The sequence below is a fragment of the Nocardia sp. NPDC004123 genome, assembly GCF_053603795.1.
In genome coordinates, this window is sequence record NZ_JBSGGG010000005.1 from 279,340 (window position 1) to 301,977 (window position 22,638).

25 protein-coding genes and 1 pseudogene are annotated in these 22,638 nt (G+C 68.6%); 14 read left to right on the forward strand and 12 right to left on the reverse strand.

What is annotated here, in order from left to right; genetic code table 11:
- Window positions 1-34: 34 nt before the first annotated feature.
- Window positions 35-700, reverse strand: a complete 666-nt coding sequence (locus ACWEQQ_RS09430) for a hypothetical protein (RefSeq protein WP_452347891.1) — start codon at window positions 698-700, stop codon at window positions 35-37.
- Window positions 701-1,146: 446 nt separating this feature from the next.
- Here ACWEQQ_RS09430 and ACWEQQ_RS09435 point away from each other — a divergent pair, with 446 nt between their 5' ends.
- From ACWEQQ_RS09435 to ACWEQQ_RS09445, 3 genes are read left to right on the forward strand one after another with little or no spacing between them, the layout of a single operon-like run.
- Entirely contained in the window at window positions 1,147-1,299 is a 153-nt protein-coding gene (locus ACWEQQ_RS09435) for a hypothetical protein (protein WP_452345271.1), read from the forward strand.
- Window positions 1,296-3,812 (forward strand): ATP-binding protein, encoded by a 2,517-nt coding sequence (locus tag ACWEQQ_RS09440; RefSeq protein WP_452347892.1) that lies wholly within the window; start codon window positions 1,296-1,298, stop codon window positions 3,810-3,812. Before ACWEQQ_RS09435 ends, ACWEQQ_RS09440 begins: the two co-directional genes overlap by 4 nt.
- Window positions 3,809-4,510 carry a response regulator gene (locus ACWEQQ_RS09445; RefSeq protein ID WP_354837780.1) on the forward strand — a complete coding sequence of 234 codons (702 nt, stop codon included), beginning with the start codon at window positions 3,809-3,811 and terminating at the stop codon, window positions 4,508-4,510. The genes ACWEQQ_RS09440 and ACWEQQ_RS09445 overlap by 4 nt, the downstream gene beginning before the upstream one ends.
- Before the next feature lie 88 nt (window positions 4,511-4,598).
- On the opposite strand, the gene ACWEQQ_RS09450 is transcribed toward ACWEQQ_RS09445, so the two are convergent.
- Both ACWEQQ_RS09450 and ACWEQQ_RS09455 read right to left on the reverse strand, forming a co-directional pair.
- Window positions 4,599-6,221 carry an alkaline phosphatase family protein gene (locus tag ACWEQQ_RS09450; protein WP_452347893.1) on the reverse strand — a complete coding sequence of 541 codons (1,623 nt, stop codon included), beginning with the start codon at window positions 6,219-6,221 and terminating at the stop codon, window positions 4,599-4,601.
- Window positions 6,222-6,326: 105 nt separating this feature from the next.
- The gene (locus ACWEQQ_RS09455) at window positions 6,327-7,520 is read right to left on the reverse strand and encodes a cytochrome P450 (protein WP_452344047.1); all 1,194 of its coding nucleotides are present in this window, start codon (window positions 7,518-7,520) and stop codon (window positions 6,327-6,329) included.
- A gap of 163 nt (window positions 7,521-7,683) precedes the next feature.
- On the opposite strand from ACWEQQ_RS09455, the gene ACWEQQ_RS09460 reads away from it, so the two are divergent.
- The 8 genes and pseudogenes from ACWEQQ_RS09460 to ACWEQQ_RS09495 all read left to right on the forward strand — a co-directional run bounded on the left by ACWEQQ_RS09460 (window position 7,684) and on the right by ACWEQQ_RS09495 (window position 12,573).
- Window positions 7,684-8,340 (forward strand): HAD family hydrolase, encoded by a 657-nt coding sequence (locus ACWEQQ_RS09460; protein WP_452347894.1) that lies wholly within the window; start codon window positions 7,684-7,686, stop codon window positions 8,338-8,340.
- 70 nt (window positions 8,341-8,410) lie between these two features.
- Window positions 8,411-8,875, forward strand: a complete 465-nt coding sequence (locus tag ACWEQQ_RS09465) for an OsmC family protein (protein ID WP_452344045.1) — start codon at window positions 8,411-8,413, stop codon at window positions 8,873-8,875.
- Window positions 8,872-9,153, forward strand: coding sequence for an acylphosphatase (locus ACWEQQ_RS09470; RefSeq protein ID WP_364613721.1), 282 nt, complete (start codon window positions 8,872-8,874; stop codon window positions 9,151-9,153). The genes ACWEQQ_RS09465 and ACWEQQ_RS09470 overlap by 4 nt, the downstream gene beginning before the upstream one ends.
- 27 nt (window positions 9,154-9,180) lie before the next feature.
- Window positions 9,181-10,470, forward strand: a complete 1,290-nt coding sequence (locus ACWEQQ_RS09475) for a hypothetical protein (protein WP_452347895.1) — start codon at window positions 9,181-9,183, stop codon at window positions 10,468-10,470.
- Window positions 10,470-11,633: a glutathionylspermidine synthase family protein gene (locus tag ACWEQQ_RS09480; protein WP_452347896.1), complete on the forward strand. Its 1,164-nt coding sequence runs from the start codon at window positions 10,470-10,472 to the stop codon at window positions 11,631-11,633. Before ACWEQQ_RS09475 ends, ACWEQQ_RS09480 begins: the two co-directional genes overlap by 1 nt.
- Before the next feature lie 54 nt (window positions 11,634-11,687).
- The gene (locus ACWEQQ_RS09485) at window positions 11,688-12,140 is read left to right on the forward strand and encodes a DUF350 domain-containing protein (RefSeq protein WP_452344043.1); all 453 of its coding nucleotides are present in this window, start codon (window positions 11,688-11,690) and stop codon (window positions 12,138-12,140) included.
- A gap of 198 nt (window positions 12,141-12,338) precedes the next feature.
- A pseudogene (locus ACWEQQ_RS09490) lies at window positions 12,339-12,425 on the forward strand (hypothetical protein); the annotation flags it as partial.
- Between the two features lie 55 nt (window positions 12,426-12,480).
- Window positions 12,481-12,573, forward strand: coding sequence for a hypothetical protein (locus ACWEQQ_RS09495; protein ID WP_452347897.1), 93 nt, complete (start codon window positions 12,481-12,483; stop codon window positions 12,571-12,573).
- A 6-nt stretch (window positions 12,574-12,579) separates the two neighbouring features.
- On the opposite strand, the gene ACWEQQ_RS09500 is transcribed toward ACWEQQ_RS09495, so the two are convergent.
- From ACWEQQ_RS09500 to ACWEQQ_RS09525, 6 genes are all read right to left on the reverse strand, one after another.
- Entirely contained in the window at window positions 12,580-13,161 is a 582-nt protein-coding gene (locus tag ACWEQQ_RS09500) for a dihydrofolate reductase family protein (RefSeq protein ID WP_452344040.1), read from the reverse strand.
- Between the two features lie 117 nt (window positions 13,162-13,278).
- Window positions 13,279-14,136: a bifunctional DNA-formamidopyrimidine glycosylase/DNA-(apurinic or apyrimidinic site) lyase gene (gene mutM / locus ACWEQQ_RS09505; RefSeq protein ID WP_452347898.1), complete on the reverse strand. Its 858-nt coding sequence runs from the start codon at window positions 14,134-14,136 to the stop codon at window positions 13,279-13,281.
- Window positions 14,137-14,907 carry a ribonuclease III gene (gene rnc, locus ACWEQQ_RS09510; RefSeq protein WP_354837808.1) on the reverse strand — a complete coding sequence of 257 codons (771 nt, stop codon included), beginning with the start codon at window positions 14,905-14,907 and terminating at the stop codon, window positions 14,137-14,139.
- Between the two features lie 16 nt (window positions 14,908-14,923).
- The gene (rpmF, locus tag ACWEQQ_RS09515; RefSeq protein ID WP_040859971.1) at window positions 14,924-15,106 is read right to left on the reverse strand and encodes a 50S ribosomal protein L32; all 183 of its coding nucleotides are present in this window, start codon (window positions 15,104-15,106) and stop codon (window positions 14,924-14,926) included.
- 2 nt (window positions 15,107-15,108) lie between these two features.
- Window positions 15,109-15,786 (reverse strand): YceD family protein, encoded by a 678-nt coding sequence (locus tag ACWEQQ_RS09520; protein ID WP_452347899.1) that lies wholly within the window; start codon window positions 15,784-15,786, stop codon window positions 15,109-15,111.
- A gap of 105 nt (window positions 15,787-15,891) precedes the next feature.
- Entirely contained in the window at window positions 15,892-16,638 is a 747-nt protein-coding gene (locus ACWEQQ_RS09525) for a DivIVA domain-containing protein (protein WP_379386782.1), read from the reverse strand.
- A 263-nt stretch (window positions 16,639-16,901) separates the two neighbouring features.
- On the opposite strand from ACWEQQ_RS09525, the gene ACWEQQ_RS09530 reads away from it, so the two are divergent.
- Complete coding sequence (locus ACWEQQ_RS09530) at window positions 16,902-17,459, forward strand: GtrA family protein (RefSeq protein ID WP_354837815.1); 558 nt, start codon at window positions 16,902-16,904, stop codon at window positions 17,457-17,459.
- A 223-nt stretch (window positions 17,460-17,682) separates the two neighbouring features.
- Complete coding sequence (locus tag ACWEQQ_RS09535; protein WP_452347900.1) at window positions 17,683-18,756, forward strand: hypothetical protein; 1,074 nt, start codon at window positions 17,683-17,685, stop codon at window positions 18,754-18,756.
- Between the two features lie 73 nt (window positions 18,757-18,829).
- Here ACWEQQ_RS09535 and coaD read toward each other — a convergent pair whose 3' ends face one another.
- Window positions 18,830-19,315, reverse strand: coding sequence for a pantetheine-phosphate adenylyltransferase (gene coaD, locus ACWEQQ_RS09540; protein WP_379386787.1), 486 nt, complete (start codon window positions 19,313-19,315; stop codon window positions 18,830-18,832).
- 244 nt (window positions 19,316-19,559) lie between these two features.
- Between coaD and ACWEQQ_RS09545 the strand changes: the two genes are divergently transcribed.
- Window positions 19,560-20,723: an alkaline phosphatase family protein gene (locus ACWEQQ_RS09545; protein WP_452347901.1), complete on the forward strand. Its 1,164-nt coding sequence runs from the start codon at window positions 19,560-19,562 to the stop codon at window positions 20,721-20,723.
- A 96-nt stretch (window positions 20,724-20,819) separates the two neighbouring features.
- Here the strand turns inward: ACWEQQ_RS09545 and ACWEQQ_RS09550 are convergent, their stop codons facing one another.
- Window positions 20,820-21,851 (reverse strand): sigma-70 family RNA polymerase sigma factor, encoded by a 1,032-nt coding sequence (locus ACWEQQ_RS09550; RefSeq protein WP_452347902.1) that lies wholly within the window; start codon window positions 21,849-21,851, stop codon window positions 20,820-20,822.
- A gap of 12 nt (window positions 21,852-21,863) precedes the next feature.
- Window positions 21,864-22,604: an SDR family oxidoreductase gene (locus ACWEQQ_RS09555; RefSeq protein WP_452344033.1), complete on the reverse strand. Its 741-nt coding sequence runs from the start codon at window positions 22,602-22,604 to the stop codon at window positions 21,864-21,866.
- Window positions 22,605-22,638: the final 34 nt, after the last annotated feature.

Here is a 22,638-nt window from a genome sequence, read left to right on the forward strand (position 1 = left end):
ACCGGTCAGTCTTTTCGAGCGCGGTGAATTCCGGCTAAGTGCCCTGCATACCGTTGCCCTGCCCGGTCGCTGCGCCGAGCTCGTAACCGACGGCTGCGCCCACGACGCCGGCGGAAACAGCGCCCACCAGACCACCGACCACAGCACCGACCACACCACCGATACCGGCCCCCGCGAGAGCGCCGCCTGCGACCCCCATGGGCGCACCCACCCCCATGGTCGGAACGGCCATGACCACGCCGCCCGCGATCGCGCCGGCAATCGCACCGAACGCAGCGCCGATAATCGCTCCCGGTATCGCCCCGACCACCGCGCCCGGTACCGCCCCCACGACCGTGCCGATGATGAGACCGGCGGTGCCGCTACCCACGTTCAGCCTGGTGACCCGGTCCGAGTAGTTGTCGTCGACCGAGTGCAGGCCGTCGTCGAGGGCGGCATTGGCAGCGGCTGCAGCGTTCTGCGCCTGATCGCGCATGGCGTCGGGGACGCCCTGCGGCACCGGGATGCCGAACGCACCGGGCTGTACCGGGCTCGTCCAGAGCTGCTCGACAGCCGCGGGAGCCGGGACGCCGTGCTGCGCCGCGGCGTCGCCCGTGGCGATGGAGCAGGTCACCGCGACGGCCAGTGGTATCGCGCCGACGATCGGCAGCAGGGCGCGTCGCGACGCGCTGGTCTTGGATTCTCCATACCGACGAGTCATGCGACCACCCTCTCGCTGAATTCGACTTGGAACAGCTCCCCTGACCACTGGTTGGCGGACACTTGCGTCAAGAATGATAGCTACACAGTAACTATGCTCTGCGGGAAAGTGTGGCGTAACACACATTTTTGATCACGGGCCAGACCGAGCCAACAAAGAGCCGCACGCCTTGCGGAGGGGCTTCGGCTTCGATGCAGCACGATGTTTGCTGTCTTGTTGCTACGCGCGCATCAGTTCGCCGAGCGACCCCCGGTTGCCGACATCCAGCCTGATCTCGTACCGGTAGGTCCTTCCGAGGCCGCTCGGATCCTGTCAACAACGCGAGACACCACCGTAAAGAAATCGTCAGGATCAGCGACCTGACCAGCATCGGAGGTATGAAGTGGGGAACCCGTACGCGCGCACGCGCGCCCGGGCGCACACCCCGATATCTAAAAGGAGAAGCCGTGCCGCACATCGCCGTCACCCTGATGGTGATCTTCGGGTTCCTCGGTTGCGCGCTGATACTGCGCGTCCTGGCCGCCGCCGAAGGCACCCGCGAATCCATCCACGCGGCACAGCAGGGCTTCCGCGCACACCGCGCGATGATGGACGAGTGAAACGCGGCCAACTACGGATCTACCTCGGCGCGGCCCCCGGCGTAGGCAAGACCTTCTCGATGCTCGCCGAAGCGCATCGGCGGCTCGAGCGTGGGCGCGATGTGGTGGCCGCCGTCGTCGAGACCCACGGCCGCAGCAAGACCGCCGAGTTGCTGGCCGGAATCGAGCGCATCCCGCCCAGGATGATCGAGTATCGCGGCACCACCATGCCCGAACTGGATGTGGACGCCGTGCTGCGCCGGCATCCGGCGGTGGTGCTGGTCGACGAGCTGGCGCACACCAATGTCCCGGGCAGCAAGCACGAGAAGCGCTGGCAGGACGTCCAGGACCTGCTGAACGCGGGCATCGACGTGGTGTCCACGGTCAATGTGCAGCACCTGGAGAGCCTCAACGACGTGGTCGAGCAGATCACGGGCGTGGTGCAGCGGGAAACCGTGCCGGACTGGGTGGTTCGCTCCGCCGACCAGGTGGAGCTGGTGGACATCACGCCGGAAGCCCTGCGCCGCCGCATGTCCCACGGCAATGTCTACGCCGCCGAGAAGGTCGACGCGGCGTTGCGCAACTATTTCCGCCCGGGCAATCTGACTGCGCTGCGCGAGCTGGCGCTGTTGTGGCTGGCCGATCAGGTCGATGCCGCGCTCGCCAAATACCGTGCCGACCACAAGATCACCACCACCTGGGAGGCGCGCGAACGCGTCGTGGTCGCCGTGACCGGCGGCCCGGAATCGGAGACCATCGTGCGGCGCGCCAGCCGCATCGCCGCCAAATCCAGCGCCGAGTTGATCGTGGTGCACATCGTGCGCGGTGACGGCCTGGCCGGGGTCTCGACGCAACGGCTGAACCGCCTGCGCGACCTGGCAACCAGCCTCGACGCCAGCCTGCACACCGTCACCGGCGAGGACGTGCCCACGGCGCTGCTGGATTTCGCGCGTCAGGTCAATGCCACCCAGCTGGTGCTGGGCACCTCCCGCCGCTCACGCTGGGCGCGCATGCTCGACGAGGGTATCGGCGCCACCGTGGTGCAGGAGTCGGGCAAGATCGACGTACACATGGTGACCCACGAGGAATCCAACAAGGGCGGCTTCCGCTGGTCCTCGCTGACCCGGCGCGAGCGAAAGGTCGGCTCCTGGTCGGCCGCGTTCATCGTGCCCTCGGTGATCTGCGCGGTCATCTACTTCTGGCTCGATCGCCTGCTGGACCTCAGCGGTGAGAGTGCCCTGTTCTTCATCGGCGTCATCGCGGTCGCGCTGCTCGGCGGCGTGGCCCCCGCGGCGCTGTCGGCGCTCCTGTCGGGCGTCCTGCTGAACTGGTTCTTCACCGAACCCCGCTACAGCCTCACCATCGACCAGCTCGACAACTTCCTCACCATCGTGGTGCTGCTGTTCGTGGCGGTCGCGGTCGCGGCGCTGGTGGATGTGGCCGCCAAGCGAACCATGGAGGCGCGCAAGGCCTCTCGCCAGGCCGAGCTGCTGACGCTGTTCGCGGGCTCGGTGCTGCACGGCGCGGATCTCCCGGATCTGCTCGAACGCGCCCGCGAGACCTACGGCCAGGACGCCGTCAGCCTGGTCACCGACGACGAGGTCATCGCGTCGGTGGGCGAGCGGCCGCCGACGAAGGTCAGCGATGCCGAAACCGCTCTGGAGGCAGGCGATGACATGCACTGGCTGCTGTTGCGAGGACGTCCCGTGACCTCCGGGGACCGCCTGGTACTGGGCGCGGTCGCGAATCAGGCGGCGGGACTGGTGCAACAGAAGCAGCTGCAGGAGGAGGCCAGCGCCGCACAGGCGGTCATGGAGGCCGACAAGCTGCGCCGCGCCCTGCTGTCGGCGGTCAGCCACGATCTGCGCACCCCGCTGGCCGCGGCCAAGGCGGCGGTGTCCAGCCTGCGCAGCGACGATGTGGAGTTCTCCCCCGAGGACACCGCCGAACTGCTGGAGACCATCGAGGAATCCGTGGATCAGCTGACCGCGCTGGTCGGCAACCTGCTGGACTCCTCGCGCCTGGCGGTCGGCGTGATCAAGCCGCAGGTGCGCAAGGTCTACCTCGACGAGGTGGTGCATCACGCGCTCATGGGCATGGGCACCCGCGGCATGCGCCGCACCACCATGGACCGGGTGAAGGTGGACGTCGACACCGTCTCGGTGCGCGCCGATCCCGGTCTGCTGGAACGGGTCCTGGCCAATCTGATCGACAATGCCGCCCGCTACTCCCCCAGGGATTCGATGGTGCGGGTGGCGGCAGAGCAGGTCGGCAAGCGGGTGGCCGTTACGGTGGTCGATACCGGTCCGGGCGTACCGACCGGCCTGGAGGACCAGCTGTTCGAGCCCTTCCAGCGGCTCGGCGACCGCGACACCTCCACCGGCGTGGGCCTGGGCCTGTCGGTGGTGCGCGGTTTCGTGGACGCCATGGGTGGCACCGTGCACGCGGAGCCCACCCCGGGCGGCGGTTTGACCATGGTGATCGATCTGCCCGCGGGGGACGACCCCGCGAACACCGAAGAGGAGGTCGGGTGACGAACGCGGCGGCAGCGCCGATCAAAGTGCTCGTGGTCGACGACGAACCACAGATCCTGCGCGCCCTGCGCATCAATCTGTCGGTCCGCGGCTACGAGGTGACCACCGCGTCCAATGGGGCCGCGGCCCTGCGCGCGGCCGCCGAGAAGCACCCGGACGTCATAATTCTCGACCTCGGCCTGCCCGATATGGACGGCATCGAGGTGCTGGCCGGCCTGCGCGGCTGGTCCACCGCCCCGGTCATCGTGCTCTCCGCCCGCACCGACTCCTCCGACAAGGTGGAGGCCCTCGACGCCGGCGCCGACGACTACGTCACCAAGCCCTTCGGCATGGACGAACTGCTGGCCCGGCTGCGCGCCGCCGTCCGCCGCTCGGCCAGTACCGCCGACACCGCCGAGCCGGTCATCGAAACCGCCTCCTTCACCGTCGATCTCGCGGCCAAGAAGGTGACCCGCCACGGCCACGACGTGCACCTGACTCCCACCGAGTGGGGCGTGCTGGAGATGCTGGTCCGTAATCGCGGCAAGCTCGTCGGCCGCCGTGAGCTCCTGCGCGAGGTCTGGGGCCCGTCCTACGCGACCGAAACCCATTACCTGCGTGTCTATCTCGCCCAGCTGCGCCGCAAACTCGAGGACGACCCCTCCCAGCCCAAACACCTCCTCACCGAGGCGGGCATGGGCTACCGCTTCCAGTCGTAAATCCCCCCGGACAGCGATCAGGGAGCTCTCACCGCGCGGTATCGGACAGAGTTCCGCGTCGAGAGCTCCCTGATCTGGTATGGACCCCCTAGCTCGGCAGAGTCGCCGTGTGTTCGGATTTCACGGCGTCGAGTGTGCGGGGGTCCAGGCCGAGGCGGGCCAGGATGGTCGGAGCGACCTGGGTGAGGGAAACCTGGTCGGGGACATCGTGCTTCGAGATGCCCGAGCCCACGACCACCAGCGGAACGTGGCGGTCGTCGGGGCTGGTGCCACCGTGCTCGGCGATCTTGGACTTGCCGGCGGTGTAGACCGTGCCGTTGGTGCCGGCGAAGAGGTCGGGCACGCGGGTGTCATCGGCATCCGCACCGAAGTACCTGACGGCGTCCGCGCCCGCGTACACCTGGCCGGTGTCCACGCCCGACGCGGTGAACGGCTTCGGGTTGCCATTGATGTCGGTGCCGGTTCCGCTGGCCTCCAGCAGCTTTCGCTTCGCGAAGGCGGTGGCCTCGGGCGAACGGTCGGCCAGCCACCAGAGGATGGCGGCGTCGTCGATGGAGTGCGCGATCAGCTTCGGCGTCTCGGGGTGGGTGGCCGCCCACTCCTTGTTCACCGCATCGATGATCGGCTTGTCGTCGACCCGGGTCAGCGCGTTCGGATCGATCGGCGACTGCCCGTGCTTGGCGGTCAGCACGATGGTGGTGGTGCCGGTCAGGCCCGCCCGGTCCAGGGCGGTGACGAAACGGCCGATCTGCTGGTCCACGAAATCCAGCGAAGCCGACAGCAGCGCACCGGGTTTCCCATCGGCAGAGTAGCCCTTGGACGCGGGCAGCTTCTGGGTGACCGATACCGCCTGGAAGTTCATGCCGAACACCGCGGGCACACCGACCTGCTGGGCGCCGGAGTGGTCCTTGCCGTTGATCTCGTTGACGACCGCGTCGGCCTTGTAGGTGTCGTAACGCCTGGTCTGGTCCGAGTCCTTGGTCCAGGCATCACCTTTCGGCGACTTGCTGTCGATCTCCGGGGTGAACAGGTCATCGATCGAGCGGCCGCCCTTGCCGTTCATGATCTGGTACGCCGGGTGCTTGTCCGACCAGGCGGTGCGCTGCCCGGCGTCGTGCACCACCGAGAAGACGGTGTTCACCTTCAGATAGTCGGACGGCGAAATCGGCTTGCAGGTAGCCGGATCCACCGGCAGCTTGGCCGGATCCAGCACCGAGTTCGGATCTCCGGTCATGGCCGCGATGCCGTCCGGCAGACCGGTCAGACCCTGGCCGCCGTCGAGCTCATCGGTGTTCTTGTCGATTTCCTCGGTCAGCGGGACCTGCGCACCCTTCTTCGCGGTGGCGCAGTCCTTGGTGCCGGCGGGGAGCAGGTCCCGGGCCCAGGTGTCGTCGTAGTAGACGCCGGTGGTCTTGGGGCTGCCGCCGGTGATCATCGCCATGGTGCCCGGGAAGGAGTCGGCCGGCGCCAGGACCTGCGCGCCGGTGTACTGCGCGCCGCGCGCGACCAGCTTGGCCAGCGCCGAATCCTGGTGCGCCGCCACATAACCGGCGAGATCCGACTGGTGCATGCCGTCGATCGACAGCAGCAGCACATGCTGATCGTGCGCCGCCGAATCCCCGCTGCTCCCGCACCCGGCGGCCGCCAGCCCGAGCATCCCGCAGGCCGCGACCGCCGCCAGCCGGTAGCCCAGTCCCCGCACCTGACTCATTTCCGTCTCCTCACCTCCGGCCACCCGGACGGGTGCGCCGAGATCCCGACAGAGTCGCGGGTGCGGGTAACGGCCGGGCGTCGCCGTGGTGATGGACGCGCGAACTTACCGCGTCAGGCGGAGCGGCAAGGTCTTGAGGCCGTTGTTCAGATTCGAACGGATCCGGCGGGATTCGCCGGTCTGCTCCATTGCCGGGAAGCGGGCCAGCAGCTCCTCGAAGAACACCCGGCCCTCCAGCCGGGCCAGGTGTACGCCCAGGCAGAAGTGCTGAGCCAGCCCGAAGGACAGGTGCGGGTTGGGATTTCGGCGGATGTCGAAGCGCTGTGCGTCGTCGAAGACGTCCTCGTCCCGATTGGCCGAGGTGTACCACATGGCCACCTTGTCCCCGGCCTTGATGGGGACCCCGCGGATCTCGGTGTCGGCGGTGGCGGTGCGCCGGAAGTAGTGCAGCGGGTTGGCGTATCGCAGGATCTCCTCCACCGCACCGGGAATCAGCGCCGGATCCGCGCGCAGTGCCGCGAGTTGCCCGGGATGCCGCAGCAGCAGTTCCAGACCCGAGGACAGCATGGTCTTGGTGGTGTCGTTGCCCGCGGTCACCAGCTGGGTGAAGAAGCTGCCGAACTCCAGGTCCGACATGGGTTTTCCACCGTAGGACCCGCCCAGGATCAGCGAGGTCAGATCCGCCTGCGGCGGCTCGGCCCGCCGCGCCATGGCGAACTGGATGGCGTAGATGGCCATATTGGTGAGCTCTGCCGTCACGTCGAAATCGCCGACCAGGTCCGGATCCTGCTGGCTGGTGGACTGTTCGGCCCAGCGCCGGATGCTCGGCCAGTCCGCGACCGGAATCCCGAACAGACCGCCCACCACCTGGCTGGGCAGCACGCCCGCCACGTCGTGCACGAATTCGACATCGCCGTCGACGCTTTCGAGCAGGTTCCGGGTCAGCTCCCGGACCCGGTCCTCCAGCTCGCCGATGACCCGCGCCTTGAAGTGCTCGGCCAGCGGCCTGCGGTAGTCGGTGTGCCGCGGCGGATCCATCATGAGCAGCATGTTGCGGGTCTGCTCGAGGCGTTCGGGCGGCTGATTCTCCAGGATCACGCCCTCCCGCTCGGCGGAGAACAGTTCCGGATTGCGGGCCACGTGCGCCACATCCGCGTGTTTGAGGATCGCCCAGTAGCCGGGTTCGCCCGGCATCTCCTGCCAGTGCACCGGGTCCGTGCGCCGCAGATCGGCGAAGATCTCGTGGATCGGCCCGGACACATAGAGCTCCGGATCGTAGATGTCCATGACCGTGCCCACGGCCCACCTCGGTATTCGCTTGCGGGTATGCGTCTTTCGCTTCGGACGCTAACGCCGCGCGCGAGCGGGCGACGCGGTTCCGCACCGCGATCCCATTCAGTGGACGCGCCACATGCGCCCCCGATGCCGGGTACCCGGACGGTGATGAACCACCATGGAGGACATGTCTGTTGCGATCGTGTTCGACATGGACGGTGTGCTCATCGACACCGAACCCATCTGGGAGGAGGTGCGGCGCGCGTACATCGAGGAGATGCGCGGGCGCTGGCTGCCCGACACCCAGGACCGGCTCATGGGAATGAGCACGGCCGAATGGTCGCGGTACCTGAGCGCGGATCTGCTCGACGGCCGCCGCACACCCGACGAGGTCGCCGAGGACGTCATCAACCGGATGGCCGCCCGCTACGGCGACCACCTGCCGCTCATGCCGGACGCGGTCGACACCGTGCGCCGGCTGGCCGGGATCTACACCCTCGGGCTGGCCAGCTCGTCGCCGCGCCGGCTGATCGACGTGGTGCTCGATCACATGGGCGTGACCGACCTGTTCGCCGCCACCGTGTCGACCGAGGAGGTGGCGCGCGGCAAGCCCGCGCCCGACGGCTACCTCGAGGCCGCCGCGCGGCTGGGCATCGACCCCGACGCGTGTGTGGCCATCGAGGATTCCAGCAACGGCCTGCGCGCCGCCCACGCCGCGGGCATGACGGTCATCGCCGTTCCGCATCCCAAGTACCCGCCCGCCATGGACGCCCTCGCGCTGGCGGCGTACGTCGCCGGCAGCTTGAAAGAGATCACCCCGGAGCTGATGACGGAATTCCGCTGACGACCTCGGCGTTCCGAACGAGCGGCAACCAGATGGCTGCCCCGGGTGACCCAATGGGAGGATCTTCCTTATGTCCGAGCAGACCGCCGCACCGCAGACCGCCACCACCGACCCGGCCGCCGAGCCGGTCAAGCTGTGGGCCGAGCGCACCGGCACCCGCGCCTACACCGGCCGCAACAACCGCGGTGGCGAGGTGCTCATCGCGTCCGCGGGCGTGCCGGGCGCGTTCACCCCGGGTGAGCTGCTGAAGATCGCGCTGGCGGGCTGCACCGGCCTGAGCGCCGACTTCACCCTCGCGCGCCGGCTGGGCGAGACGTTCGACGCCACCGTGCACGTCTCCGGCGACGCCGACCGCGAGAACGAGGTGTACCCGGAGCTCACCGAGGAGTTCGAGCTCGACCTCAGCGAACTCGACGCCGAAACCCGCGACCGCCTGCTGGTCGCCGCGCAGCGCGCCGTCGACAAGGTCTGCACGGTCGGCCGCACCCTCAAGGCGGGCACCACCGTCAACCTCACCTTCCGCGTCGACGAATGAGCGGTGAACCGGTCCGGCTCAGCGCCTGGGTCCACGGCCTGGTCCAGGGCGTCGGCTTCCGCTGGTGGACGCGCTCGCGCGCCCTGGAACTGGGCCTGACCGGCTATGCCCGCAATCACAGCGACGGCCGCGTGCACGTCGTGGCCGAAGGGCCCCGCGATCGCTGCGAAACCCTGCTCGACCTGCTACGTTCCGGTACGACACCGGGTCGGGTAAACCTGGTGGTGGAAGACTGGAGTGCCGCCGCGGGCGACATGACAGGATTCGAAGAACGCTAGCGAGCGGCGAGCCCACGGAGTCGACCAATGTCCACAGACCGTCCCGGTAGTCCGGAAAACCCGGACCGCCCCACCCCGGACCCCGCACACCCCGCCGAATCCCATACCGCCCCAGCCGATCCCGCCCACCCGGGCCACGAGCACTACCCGCTTCCCAGCGATCCGGACGACGAGACCGCGCCGCCCATCGGCCGCACCGACCCGACCGTCCGATTCACACCGGAGACCGCGCGAGGTTCGGACTCCGCACCTGGTTCGACCGGAGTACCCACACCAGGTCAACCACGCGGCCAGGAGCCAACTCTCGCGCTGCCCGCCGAATCCGGCGCAGGCGGTGCGGGCGGCAAGTCCGAACAATTCGGCGAGCCGGGCCCGGGTCGCCCGGGCGGCTACGAACCGACGCTCGCGCTGCCGAACGAATCCGGATCCGGTGAATCTCAGAGCGGCGCGGGCGGTTTCGGCGAGCCCGGTGCGGATCGATCGGCCGCGCATCAGCCGACGCTGCCGATGCCGGCCGATTTCGGGGCGGAGCACGGCGGCGAGCAGCACGCGCCGCATCATCTCGCGGGGGAATTCCATGGCGGGCCCGGAGCTTTCGGGCGGCCCGGGACCGGTGGCCCGACCGCCGCGCCGGGGCCGCTGCTGGGCAACGCCGGGTTTGTCCTGCCCGGGCCGGTGCTGGAGCCGGCGGAACCGGCTTTGCCCGCGACAGTGGACGAACCGGCCGCGCCGCGGCGACGTGGCAGCATCACCACGCAGGAGGCGGGGATCACCCAGCCGCGGCCGCCCACGGTCGCGGAGGCGCGGGCACGGGAGAAGGCCCGGAAGCGGGCCGAGGAGCAGGAGCGGGCCGAGGCGGAGGCCGCGGAAGCCAAGCAGCGCAAGAAGAAGCGACTACTCATCGGCGGTGCCGCCGTGGTCGGGATCGCGGCGCTGGTCGGCGGCGGGTACCTGGTGGCGGAGGCGTGGAACGGGCCCGAGGTGACCGCCTCTTGCACGGTGGTGGCCAACAAGGGTGAGAGCGTGCCCATCGGAGCGGGCCAGAGTGTCACCGCGACCCAGGACAATCAGGAGATCGTCGTTCCGGACAACTACTGTTCGGATGCGACGGACCACGGGGACAGCGGGATTCACCCGGGCTTCTTCTTCCTGGCGGGGCACTCGTATCGCTACTACTACGGCGGCACCGGCACCATCGGGCACGCGCCCAGCGGCGGTAGCACGACGGCGCCCAGCGGTGCGACGGTGAAGACGAAGAGCGGCAGCACGATTCAACGCGGCGGACTCGGCGCGAAGATCCACGGTGGAGGTTCCTAGTGCGGCGGGTACGCAGCGCTCCGCGGCCGGGCTGGCAGCGGATCATCGAGAGTCAGGGTCTGGTCTACGGCTCGCCGGGGCAATACCCGAACGGGCAACCCCGGCCCTACTGGGACGAGTCGGTGCACTACGAGTTCGACATGGACGAGATCCTGGCCATGGAGGCGCAGGTCGAGGTGCTGCACTCCATGTGCCTGCACGCCGTCGAACAGGTGGTGCTGACCGAGCGATTCGCCGATTTCGGTCTGCCGCAATGGAGTTGGGAACCCATCACCAAGTCCTGGCACCGCTCCGATCCGCACATCTACGGCCGCTTCGACATGCGCTACGACGGCCGCGGCCCGGCGAAACTGCTGGAGTACAACGCCGATACGCCCACCTCCCTGCTGGAGGCGGCAATCGTGCAGTGGCACTGGCTCACCGACACCCACCCGGACGACGACCAGTGGAATTCGCTGCACGAGAAGCTGGTCGAGCGCTGGGGTGAGATGCGCGAGACGCTGCCGGGCCCGCAGCTGCACTTCAGCTGGTCGGGCGCGGACTCCTCCGGCGAGGACAATGTCACCACCGCCTACATGCAGGAGACCGCCGCCGAGGCCGGATTCGACACCGTCGCCCTGCCCATCGAGGACGTCGGATTCGACACGGAGCTGCACCGTTTCGTGGATCTGGCCGAGGCTCCCATCGAGGCCATCTTCAAGCTCTACCCGTGGGAATGGGCCCTCGACGACGATTTCGGCCGCCGCGTGGTGGAGTCCCTGCCGGAAACCATGTGGATCGAACCGCTCTGGAAGTCCCTGCTGTCCAACAAGGCGATCCTGGCGGTGCTGTGGGAGATGTACCCCGGCCACCCCAACCTGCTGCCCGCCTACCTCGACGACCCGCACGAACTGACCGAGTACATCCGCAAGCCGAAGCTGGGCCGCGAGGGCGCGAACATGACCATCGTCGGGGCTGGCATGGAAACCGCCACCGGGGGCGTCTACGGCGCCGAGGGGTACGTCTATCAATTGCTGGACCCGCTCCCCGAATTCGACGGCATGCGACCGGTGCTGGGTGCTTGGATCGTGGGCGACACCTCCGCGGGACTGGGTATCCGCGAGACCGTCGGCCTGATCACCGACGACAGCTCCACCTTCGTCCCGCACCGCATTCCGCAGTAGCCACCACACACCGCAGTAGCCACCGCCCGATTCACCCCGACCCGGAGGATCCCGATGACCACCGCTCTCGCACTCGAAGCCGGGTACTGGCACTCCCTGGGACGCGGCGTCGGCGCGATCCTGTGCTACGCCCTGCTGGGCCTGGTACTGCTGCTCATCGGCTTCCAGGCCGTGGACTGGACCACCCCGGGCCCCCTGCGCGCCATGGTGGCGCGCGGGCTGCCGAACGCCGTGATCATCAGCTCCGCGGCCATGCTCAGCACGGCGTTCATCGTGGTGCTGGCCATCTACGCGCAGGCGGGCAAGCTCGCCGAGGGCCTGATCGCCACCACGATCTACGGACTGGTCGGCATCGTGGCCCAGGTGATCGCGATGCGCAGCCTGGAATTCGTGCTCGGCATCGATATCGGTGCGGTGCTGAAGAATCCGGAGTTCAGCACCGAGTCCGTGGTGGTGTCCGCCGCGCACATCGCCATCGGCCTGGTGGTGGCGGTCGCGATCCTCTGAGGCCCGGCTAGCTGTACTGCGGCAGCCGGTCGGCGGCACGCCCGGCCGCCGCCCGCAGCCACATGGCCAGCCAGATCATGCCGGCGCCCACGAACACATGGCCCACCCGGACGATCGGCGCGGGCAGCAGGAACGTCAGCGACAGCGCCGTCAGTCCGGCGGCATAGCACGTCGACCGCGACGGTTCGCGTGCTCTGCATGCTGCGCGACCCGGGCCGCGGCACAGGCCCGCAACCCGCCGCCGACCTGACCAAACGGGAATCGGAGATCCTGCGCCTACTGGCGACCGGCGCGTCCAACCGGGAGATCGCTCGTCGCCCTGTATGTCAGCGAGGGCACGGTGAAGAACCACGTCTCGAACATCCTGACGCGGCTGGGTGTCCGGGATCGGACCCAGGCCGCGATCTACCCGCTCGACCACGACCTGGCATAGCGGCGGTCAGCGCACCCGGCTGTACTTGATGAAGGCCACGCCGTCCTCGAAGACGCGGCTGGTGAGCACCCGGAACCGGGCGGGTTCGGGCAGGTGACCGGCGGTGCCGAAGAGCGGGCGGCCGTGGCCCAGCACCATCGGGTAGAGCTTCAGGAACACCTGGTCGATCTCGGGCAGCAGGGTCTGGGCGAGCTCGCCGCCGCCGCACAGCCAGATGCCGAGCCCCTTCTCACGCTTGAGCTCGCGCACCCGCTCGATCGGGTTCCCGGCGATCAACTCCACATCGGGGGCGGGATTCTCCGGCAGCGTGGTGGACACCACGAACTGCCGCAGATGGGCGTACGGGCTGGAAGTGCCGGTCCGGACGCCGAAATCGTGCGTCTTGCGGCCCATGATCACGGTGTCGAAGTTCTGGCAGGTTTTGTCGACGCCCAGCACCTGACGAACCTTGGTCGGCAGGGTCTCTGGATACTGCGCGATGATCGCGGGCCCATGGTCGCCCCCGACCGGGAAGAAGTCGACCGAGCCCGCATCGGTGGCGATGAATCCGTCGATGGTGGCCGCGACGTAGTAGGTCAGTTTGCGCATTGTTTCCTCCAGCCGGCACAACACATGCCGCTAGTGAAAAAGGTAGCGCCTCGACAGACGGGATAGGGAGGCTCGGCCACACTGGAATGACCTTGAAGCGAAGAATACCCGCTGGTCTCAGCCGCGCGGGCGGGGTTGGCAACGGGGGCAGGAGAAAGACGAACGGTTCATGAACTTCTCCCGGCGCATGATCGCACCACAGCGCCGGCACGGCTCATCCTCGCGCCCATAGGCATTGAGCGACCGCTCGAAGTACCCGGACTGGCCATTGACGTTCACGTAGAGGGCGTCGAAGGAGGTGCCCCCGGCCCGCAGCGCCTCGTCCATGACGTTCCGCGTCTCGCCGAGCAGCGTGTGCAGCGCGGGCCCGGTCAGCTTGGACGCCGAGCGCTCACCGTGGATCTCGGCCCGCCACAGCGCCTCGTCGGCATAGATATTGCCGACACCGGACACCACGGTCTGATCCAGCAGCAGCCGCTTGATCTCGGACTGCTTGCCGCGCAGGGTCTTCACCACGGCATCGGCGTCGAAGAGCGGATCCAGCGGATCGCGCGCGATGTGCGCGGCGGACTCGGGCACCCAGGTACCGTCCACCTCGACCAGATCCGAGAGCATCCAGCCGCCGAAGGTGCGCTGGTCCACGAACCGCAGTTCGTTCCCGTCGTCGAGGGCGGCGATGATGTGCGCGTGCTTCTCCAGCGGCGCGGTCGCGGGCCGCACCAGCATCTGCCCGGACATGCCCAGATGCACGACCAGAGACGTGTCGGGCTCATCGAAGGTGAGCCACAGGAATTTCCCCCGCCGCTGCGCGTTCTCGACACGCAGACCGGTCAGTCGGGCGGCGAGATCGTCCCCGCCCAGCATGTGCCGGCGCACCGAACGCGGATGCTTGACCGTCACCCGGTCCAGGACGCGGCCCACCACATGCTCGGTGAGCCCGCGCCGGACGACTTCGACCTCGGGAAGTTCGGGCATCTAGCTCTTCGAGCCGTCGGCCGAACCCTCGGGCGCGTTCTCGGCGTTCAACGCCTTGTAGGCCGCGCCCGCGGCCTTCTGTTCCGCTTCCTTCTTGGAGCGGCCCACCCCCTGGCCATAACCCTGACCACCGATCACCGCGGTGGCGGTGAACTCCTTGTCGTGGTCGGGCCCGGTGGAGGTGATCTCGTAACTGGGCACGCCGATGCCGCGCTCGGCCGTCAGCTCCTGCAGGCTGGTCTTCCAGTCGAGCCCGGCCCCCATGCGGGGACCACGCTCGAGCAGTTCGGCGAACAGCCGCAGCACGACGGTGCGTGCCACATCGATGCCGTGCTGCAGGTGCACCGCACCCAGCAGCGACTCCATGCCGTCGGCCAGGATGCTCGGCTTGTCGCGGCCACCGGTGAGCTCCTCGCCCTTACCGAGCAGGAGATGGCGGCCGAGACCGCCCTCACCGAGACAGCGGGCCACCTCGGCCAGCGCGTGCATGTTCACCACGCTCGCGCGCAGCTTCGCCAGCTCACCCTCGGACTTGTCCGGGTGCTCCAGATAGAGGCGCTCGGTAATGCTCAGGCCGAGCACCGAATCGCCCAGGAACTCCAGGCGCTCGTTGGTCGGCAAGCCACCGTTCTCGTAGGCGTACGACCGGTGCGTCAGCGCTAGGCGCAGAAGCTCCGGTTGTACGTCCACGCCGAGTGCCTCGAGCAGACTGGCATGGTCGGCTGCATCACCTACGGCGGGAATATCCGCCGCATCCTTGCTGGCGGTCACGGTCGGCTGAAGCGAATCAGATCGCGGAGGTGACCTGACGGCCCTTGTAGGTGCCGCAGCTCGGGCACGCGATGTGCGGCAGGGTCTTCTGGCCGCAGGCGCGGTTCGGGCAGGTGATCAGGGTCGGCGCGGCGGCCTTCCACTGGCTGCGACGCGCGTGGGTGTTGGCACGGGACATCCGGCGCTTCGGAACGGCCACGACTAGCTCTCCTCTGTCTTACTTGCGGCACCGTTGTGTCCCGCAAGGGTGGAATCGGTTGATGGGTCCGACACGGTCTCCGCGTCGGTGGACTCAGCGTTGCTGTGTTCTTTGTCAGAGAACTTGGCGAGTCCGGCCCAGCGAGGGTCAAGTATCTCATGACCGTGGCCGGAACCCGCAATCGCCATCTTGACGCCGCATTCGGGGCACAATCCGGCGCAGTCCGGCTCACACAGCGGCTGCAGCGGCAGCTCCAGGCCGGCGGCGTCGATGATCACCGGTTCCAGGTCGATGAAATCGTCGACCAGGCGCGGGATCTCGTCTTCCTCGGTGGTCTGCTCGGTGGCGCTGTCCGGGTAGGCGAACAGCTCGGTGAGCTGCAATTCGATCTCGTCGGTGAACGATTCGAGGCAGCGCGAGCATTCGCCCTCGATGGGAGCGGACACCGTGCCGGTGACGAGCACGCCCTCGGAGACCGACTGCAGCGTGAGATCCAGCTCGACCTGCGCACCGGCCGGGATGCCGACCAGATCGAGGCCGATCTTCTCGGCGGTCGTCAGCGTGCGCTGCAGCTCGCGCATGGAACCGGGGGCACGTCCGAGACTGCGTACGTCCAGCACGAAGCCCGCGTCGATCGTCTTGTGACGATGACGCGAACCATGACCGGAATCGGCGGACATCTCTGAACTCACTCACGCTAGGTGTGGGATGGGCAACCACCCAACAATACCGAAGTGCCCGCTCGCGACCCAAATGGGACGAAAGCGGGCGATCCAACCGGAAATTCAGCGGCGGAACTCGGAAGCGTAGTCGGGGACGGAGCTGCCCGGGCGGACCTGGTGGCGGCCGCGGCCGAGAATGCGCAGCGTGTTGTGCAGGGTTTCCTCGAAGTCGGCGAGCTTGCCGTCGACGTAGTCGTCGCATTCCTGCCGGAGGCGGTCGGAGTCGGCCTGGGCGGTGTCGATGAGCCGGGCAGATTCGGCATGGGCGGCGCGGACCACCTCGGTCTGCGAGACCAGACGGTCCTGCTCGGCCTTGCCCTCGGCGACCGAGCGGTCGTAGGAGGCCTGTCCGGCGACGGCCAGGCGGTCGGCCTCGGCGCGGGCCCGGCCGGTGAGGGTGTCGTATTCCTTCTGACCGTCGGCGACGGTGCGCTCGGCCTCCTCCTCCGCCGAGCCGACCAGGTGCTCGGCGTGGGCGCGGGCCTCGGCGACCATGCGATCGGCGTGCGCCTTGGCGTCGGCGAGGATGCGGTCGGCCTCGTCGCGCGCGGAGGTGACCGTGTGGTGCGCTTGCTCGTTGGCGGTCTTGACCGTGGTCTCGGCGCCGGTGCGGGCGTCGGTGACGATCTTGTCGCGGTGATCGAGCACGTCCTGGGCGTCGTCGAGTTCGCCGGGCAGGGCCTCGCGGACATCATCCAGAAGTTCCAGCACCTCACCGCGCGGCACGATGCAGTTGCGGGTCGGCGGGATGCCACGGGCCTCTTCGATGATGGCCACCAGTTCGTCGAGCGCTTCGAATACCCGGTACATGTGCTACCCCACTCTCCTGCCAGGACTCACGGCGAGACTCTCCGCTTCCGCCAGTCTGCCAATCTCAGCGCTGTCAACAAGGTCCGACACGGCGTGTCGCTGGTTTTCCGGAACATGGCCTGTTTCACAGACCACAAAAACAAGTGGAGGAATCCACTCCACTTGGTGTTACCGTGGAAGGGCGAGAACGTGTCGGCCACTGGCTGGCCCGGAAGAACTCCGGACCGCCCGGCCGACACCGATGTGTTCGGATGGGGAAGACGATGGCTGTCCACGAGATTCCGGAACGGGCGACGATGCCCGTGACCGGGCTGGTGAACACCTATACCTACGGCACGGAGGCCCTGGCCTACGGCACGGAGGCCCTCGCCCACGGCACCGAAGCCCTGCACGCGACGGGCTCGCGCTGGCTGGGCCGGCTCGGGGTATGGCTCCGCGGCGACGCGGTCTTCGCGCAGTTGATTCGCTTCGCTCTGGTGGGCGGCCTCAGCAATGTCGGCTACATCCTGCTGTTCCTCGCGCTCTACGGCGGCGGCCCGCAGCTGGCCAATCTGGCCGGCTCCATCGTGAGCACCGCGCTGGCAAACGAGATGCACCGGCGGCTCACCTTCCAGGCGGCCGACCGGGTGCGCTGGTACACAGCGCAATTGGAGGGCGGCGCGCTCGCGCTGGCCGGACTGGCCATCACCTCGGGTGGGCTGGCCATTCTCGAGGTCACCGAGCCGGGCATCGGCGGTCTCACCGAAGCCATTGCGGTGCTGGGCATCACCGCCGCAGTCGGCACCATGCGCTTCCTCACCCTCCGGCTCTGGGTGTTCTGAGCCCCCACCCGCTCGGTGTTCTCCGCGTGTGCGGGAACCCTTTTCGGCCTGTCGGCGTCCAAGACAGCATCGACGACGAAAGGGGTTCCGACATGGACCGTTGGCGCGGATGCCTTGGGGGACGGCGGGATACGGCCGGGCCGCGACCACAGCGGCCGACGGGGCGGGTCCGCGGGTCGTGCGTGCGGCACCGGCGCCCGCAGCCGCCCCGCCGGGAGGGCGAGTGACCACCCGGATCACGGCTGCCGCCGCGGCGATGGGTGCCACGGCCGAGACGATCGCCACCAGCGCCGAGGGGACGGCCGGGAGTGCCGGACGGCGGTGCGGGACAAGCGGATCCCGGCAGGCGCTGCTCGAGGGGTGCGGCGCACAACGGAGCCTCGAGCAGCAGCGGGGGCACGGGCAGCAGCGGAGCCTCGCGCAACAGCGCAGACGTGGACAGCACGGGCTCACGTCGGCCCTGGACCGGCGGGATCAGCATCGGCAGTTGATCCGAGCCGTGCTGCCGGACATGGCGGCGGGCACCGTGGTGAGTCACCAGTCGGCGGCCGTGCTCTACGGCACCACGCTGTGGCGCACTCCCCTGGACCGCGTGTGCGTCACCCGCAACCGGCGTGGCGGCGGCCGGACCAGGCCCTGTACGAAAGTCCATGGTTCGCCGGTGGATTCGGCGGCGGAGCTCGACGGGCTGCTGGTCACCACCCCGGCGCGGACGGTGGTGGACCTGGCCCTGACCCTGCCGTTCGACGCGGCCGTCGTGGCGGGCGACGCGCTGGCAGGCATGTTCGGGCTGGGAGCGGCCGAACTGGGTGAGGAGCTCGCCCGGGCCAAGGGCCGTTACGGGATCGGCCAGGCGAAGCAGGTGATCGCGATGCTCGACGGCCGCAGTCAGAGCATCGGCGAGTCCCTCAGCCGCACCATGATCCAGCAGCACGCGCTACCGCTGCCCCGATCGCAGGGCAATGTGCTGACCCCGGACGGCCGGTTCGTCGGCCGGGTCGACTTCTACTACGAATCCGCCGGTGTCCTCTGCGAATTCGACGGGCCCACCGAGTACGGCCGGCTGTTGCGGCCGGGTCAGGACCTCGCGGCCGCCGTGCAGCGCGAGCGGACCCGCGAAACCTATCTGCGCGCCCTCGGTTTCGACGTGGTCCGCTGGACCTGGGACGACCTGGTCAGGGGCCGGCCGGCCCGGCACCTGCGGTCCGCCCTGGCCACCCGCCGGCGCCGCCCGGACGGCCGGATCGAGCCGGCCCCGGCGCCCGAACCGCGCGGCCTGGCGATCCGCGCACTGTGACACCGCGATCCGCGCACTCTGAACCGGGCCGGATTCCGCAGCGGCGGAAGGGGTTGCGCCCCTGCGGTGGCGATCAGGCCCGGCGTTCGGCGATGCGAGCGAGCAGGCGCTTGTGGACGATCGGCGGGAGCAGGTCGGCGACGTCACCACCGTAGGCGGCGACCTCCTTGACCAGAGAGCTGGAGACGAAGCCGTAGGCCGGGTTGGTGGCGATGAAGTAGGTGTCGACACCGGTGAGCTTGCGGTTCATCTGGGCCATCTGGAGCTCGTAGCCGAAGTCGGTGGCATCGCGCAGGCCCTTGACGATGGCGGTGATGCCCTGCTGCTTGGCGAAGTCGACCAGCAGGCCGCGCCAGGATTCCACCCGCACATTGGGCAGGTGGGCGGTAACCTCGCGGATCAGGTCCATCCGCTCCTCGACGGTGAACATGCCCTGTTTGTTGGGGTTCACCACGACGGTCACGACAACCTCGTCGAATTGCCCGGCGGCGCGGGCGATCACGTCGAGATGTCCATTGGTCACGGGGTCGAACGACCCGGGGCACAGTGCTCCAGCCATGGCCGAACGTTACCCCATGTCGGCGAGGCTGCCGCGGCCCGGCCCAGCCTCCGCTGCCCGGTTATGCCTGGTCAGCTATGGTTCTGCAACCTAGCAATTGCTTGCTCTCCGTTCGCGTACTGTTCGGTTTGCTCGCGTTGATCGTTTCCTGACCCGATTGCGAAGCTGCATCGGCAATCTCGCTCGATGAAGGAAGTACACGCATATGGCAAGGGCATCGTTGGGTCGGAAGATCGCAGTCACCGTGGCTGCGACAGTGAGCGCGTTCAGCGGCCTGGTGGGCGCGTCCGCGTCGGCCGATCCGGGGAACGGCCAAGGGGCGGCGCCGGAACACATCTTCTACATCATGATGGAGAACCAGGGAGACGACGACATCCTCGGCAACACCGCCGACGCGCCGTTCATCAATCAGCTGGCCGGCAACAACGGCGTGTCCACCGGTTTCCACGGTGTGACCCACCCCAGTCTGCCGAACTATCTCTCCATGTTCTCGGGCGATTTCCAGGGCATCTGGGACGACTGCAAGGCCGGCGCCGACTCCACCTGCGCCCCCGAGGAATTCGTGCCGAACTCCGGCGACGGCACCTCCGGCGCCGCGCTGACCCCGGCGCAGATCGCCAGCGCGACCGCCAAGCCGCACCTGTTCGCCGGCAAGAACCTGGTCGACGAGCTCGAGGGCAAGGGCAAGTCCTGGAAGGCCTACATGGGCGGCATGCCGTCGGCCGGCTTCCAGGGCGAGTTCGCGCCGGGTGATGTCAACGGCACCACGGTCAAGCTGTACGCCCAGAAGCACAACCCGTTCATGTACTTCTCGGACGTCAACTCGCCCGGCAACGCCCGCCTGCAGAAGGTCGTGCCGTTCGAGAACAACTTCGACGCCGACCTGAAGAGCGGCAACGTGCCGGCCTTCACCTGGATCAGCCCCGACCAGTGCTCGGACATGCACGGCCTCTCCCACGCGGCCGCGACGCTGATCAACAAGCCGACCTGCGAGGAGCCGGCTTCCGGTGTGGCGCACGGCCCGATCCACCTGGGTGACGACTATCTGAAGGACACCGTCACCAAGATCACGAACTCGGATGTCTGGAAGAAGACCCGCTCCAGCATCGTGATCGCCTGGGACGAGAACGACTACTCCGGCTTCTCCGGCGGCCCGGGCAGCCCGGTCGGCGCCAACGGCACCGTGCTCGGTGGCGGCGACGCCCCGCTGCTGGTGATCAACTCCGACAAGGTGCACAAGGAGCAGGGCGAGCAGGGCAAGCCCAAGCCCCACCACAAGACGTCCACCGACCTCGCCGACCACTACTCGGTGCTGTCGGCCATCGAGCAGATGTGGGACCTGGGCTGCCTGGCCAACACCTGCCAGTACAAGGCTCCCGAATCGCTGCGAGACCTGTTCCAGAACTGACGTTCTCGGACATTCCTGACGATGCCCGCTGTGTCGCACACGGCGGGCATCGCCGTATCCGCCGCTCCCGCTTCCAATCTCGCGGCGGGCCGAGCCTCAGAGTTCGAGCGCGGCCGCCGCGCCGAAGGTGCGGACCAGGGCCGGGTCGTTGAACGCGGTGATGCGCCCGATCCTGGCCCCGATCAGCGTCAGGACGTGGATCCCGTAGGCCTCGTAGTGGTGGTCGTCGACGCGTTTGTGAACGATGAAGGCGGGCTGGCCATTCGCGCGGGTCGGCGTGAAACGCCACAGGCCCGGCCGCAGGATACGGCTGCGCAGGAACCCGAGGACTGCCTCGCGGCCGGTGAACCACGTTGGCGTGGGTGGCATTTCCATCTCCACGTCGGCACGCAGGAGTTCGAGCAGCGCGGCATGGTCGGCGCGGGTGAACGCGTCGACATAGCCGTCGAGCAGCCGCCGCTGGGCGAGTTCGTCCGGCTCGGCCAGGTCCGCCTCCACCGGCCCGGCCTGCGCCAATCGGCTCCGCGCCCGCCGCAGCGCACTGTCCACGGCGGTCGGCGTGGTGTCCAGCATGGCGGCGACCTCCGCGGTCCGGAAGGCCAGCACGTCGCGCAGCGTCAGCACCGCGCGCTGCCGGGCGGGCAACAGTTGCAGTGCCGCAATGAAGGCCAGCCGCACCCCCGTCCGCCCGGCCACGATGGCGGCCGGATCGTCGAGCCCGAACAACGAGTCCGGCGCGGGCTGCAACCACGCCACCCCGGGCTCCCGGGCCGCCATCGCCACCCGGTGATCGTCCTCCGGCGCACCCAGCCCCGACGGCAATGGCCGGCGCGAGCGCCCTTCCAGCGCGGTCAGGCAGGCCATGGTGGCGATCTTGTACAGCCAGTGCCGCAGCGACGACCGGCCCTCGAACCCGCCGAACCCCCGCCAGGCCCGCAGGTAGGTCTCCTGCACCAGGTCCTCGGCATCGTGCACCGACCCCAGCATGCGATAGCAGTGCGCGAGCAGCTCCGGCCGGAATCGCTGTGTGAGAGCTGTGAATTCGCGCTCGCTCGGCGGTGCGGTGACCGCGGGCTGTTCGGTGTCGGAGGGCATGGCCGCTACTCCCGGAGGTGCGCTGGTCGTCATGGTCGCGACCCCTCAGCCGATCTGCTTCAGCCCGGCGCCGCTCACCAAGTATTCCGCCGCACTGCCGGGATCATCGGCGAGTTCGACCACCGCCTTGCCGACCTGTTCGGGCGTGAGCACCGGCCCCATGTCGGCGAGATAGGTCTCCACGTCGATACCCTGCCGGGCGGCATACCCCTCGACCGCCTTCGCACCGAGCCCGGTGGCCGGTGTCAGCCTGGGCAGCAGGGCCACGAACCGAATGCCGAGCCCCGCGCGGTCCGATTCCTCGGCGGCGTACGTCCGGATGAATCGGATGGTGGACTTGGCTCCCGCGTATCCGCCGCTGAGCGGTGACCCCGCCAGCGCGGCCCCGCTCGACATCGCGATCACCGCGCTCCCCGGAGGCAGCGGCTCCCGCAGGGCGGCCCCGATCCAGACGAACGCCTGCTTGGTATCGGTCTCCCAGTTGCGGCTGAAGGTCTCCCAGGTCTGCTCGTGCACGGGGGCCAGGGGCGGAGTGGCCCCGGCATTGAGCACCAGCAATTCCGGCCGGTACCCGCGAATCACCTGCTGCGCCACGGCTTCTTCGGTCGCGTCGGCCGCCACCGGCACGAATCGGTCCCCGAGCTCCGCGCGAACGTCCTGCAAGGCCTGCTCGTCCCGCGCCACGCCGATCACCCGCGCGCCCGACGCGACGAGCGAGGCGGCGATCGCCCGCCCGAATCCCCGGCTCGCACCGGTGACCACGGCGGTCCGTATCGAATCCGACATCACGTACTCCCTACTCCGGTCTGTTCCTGTCGGT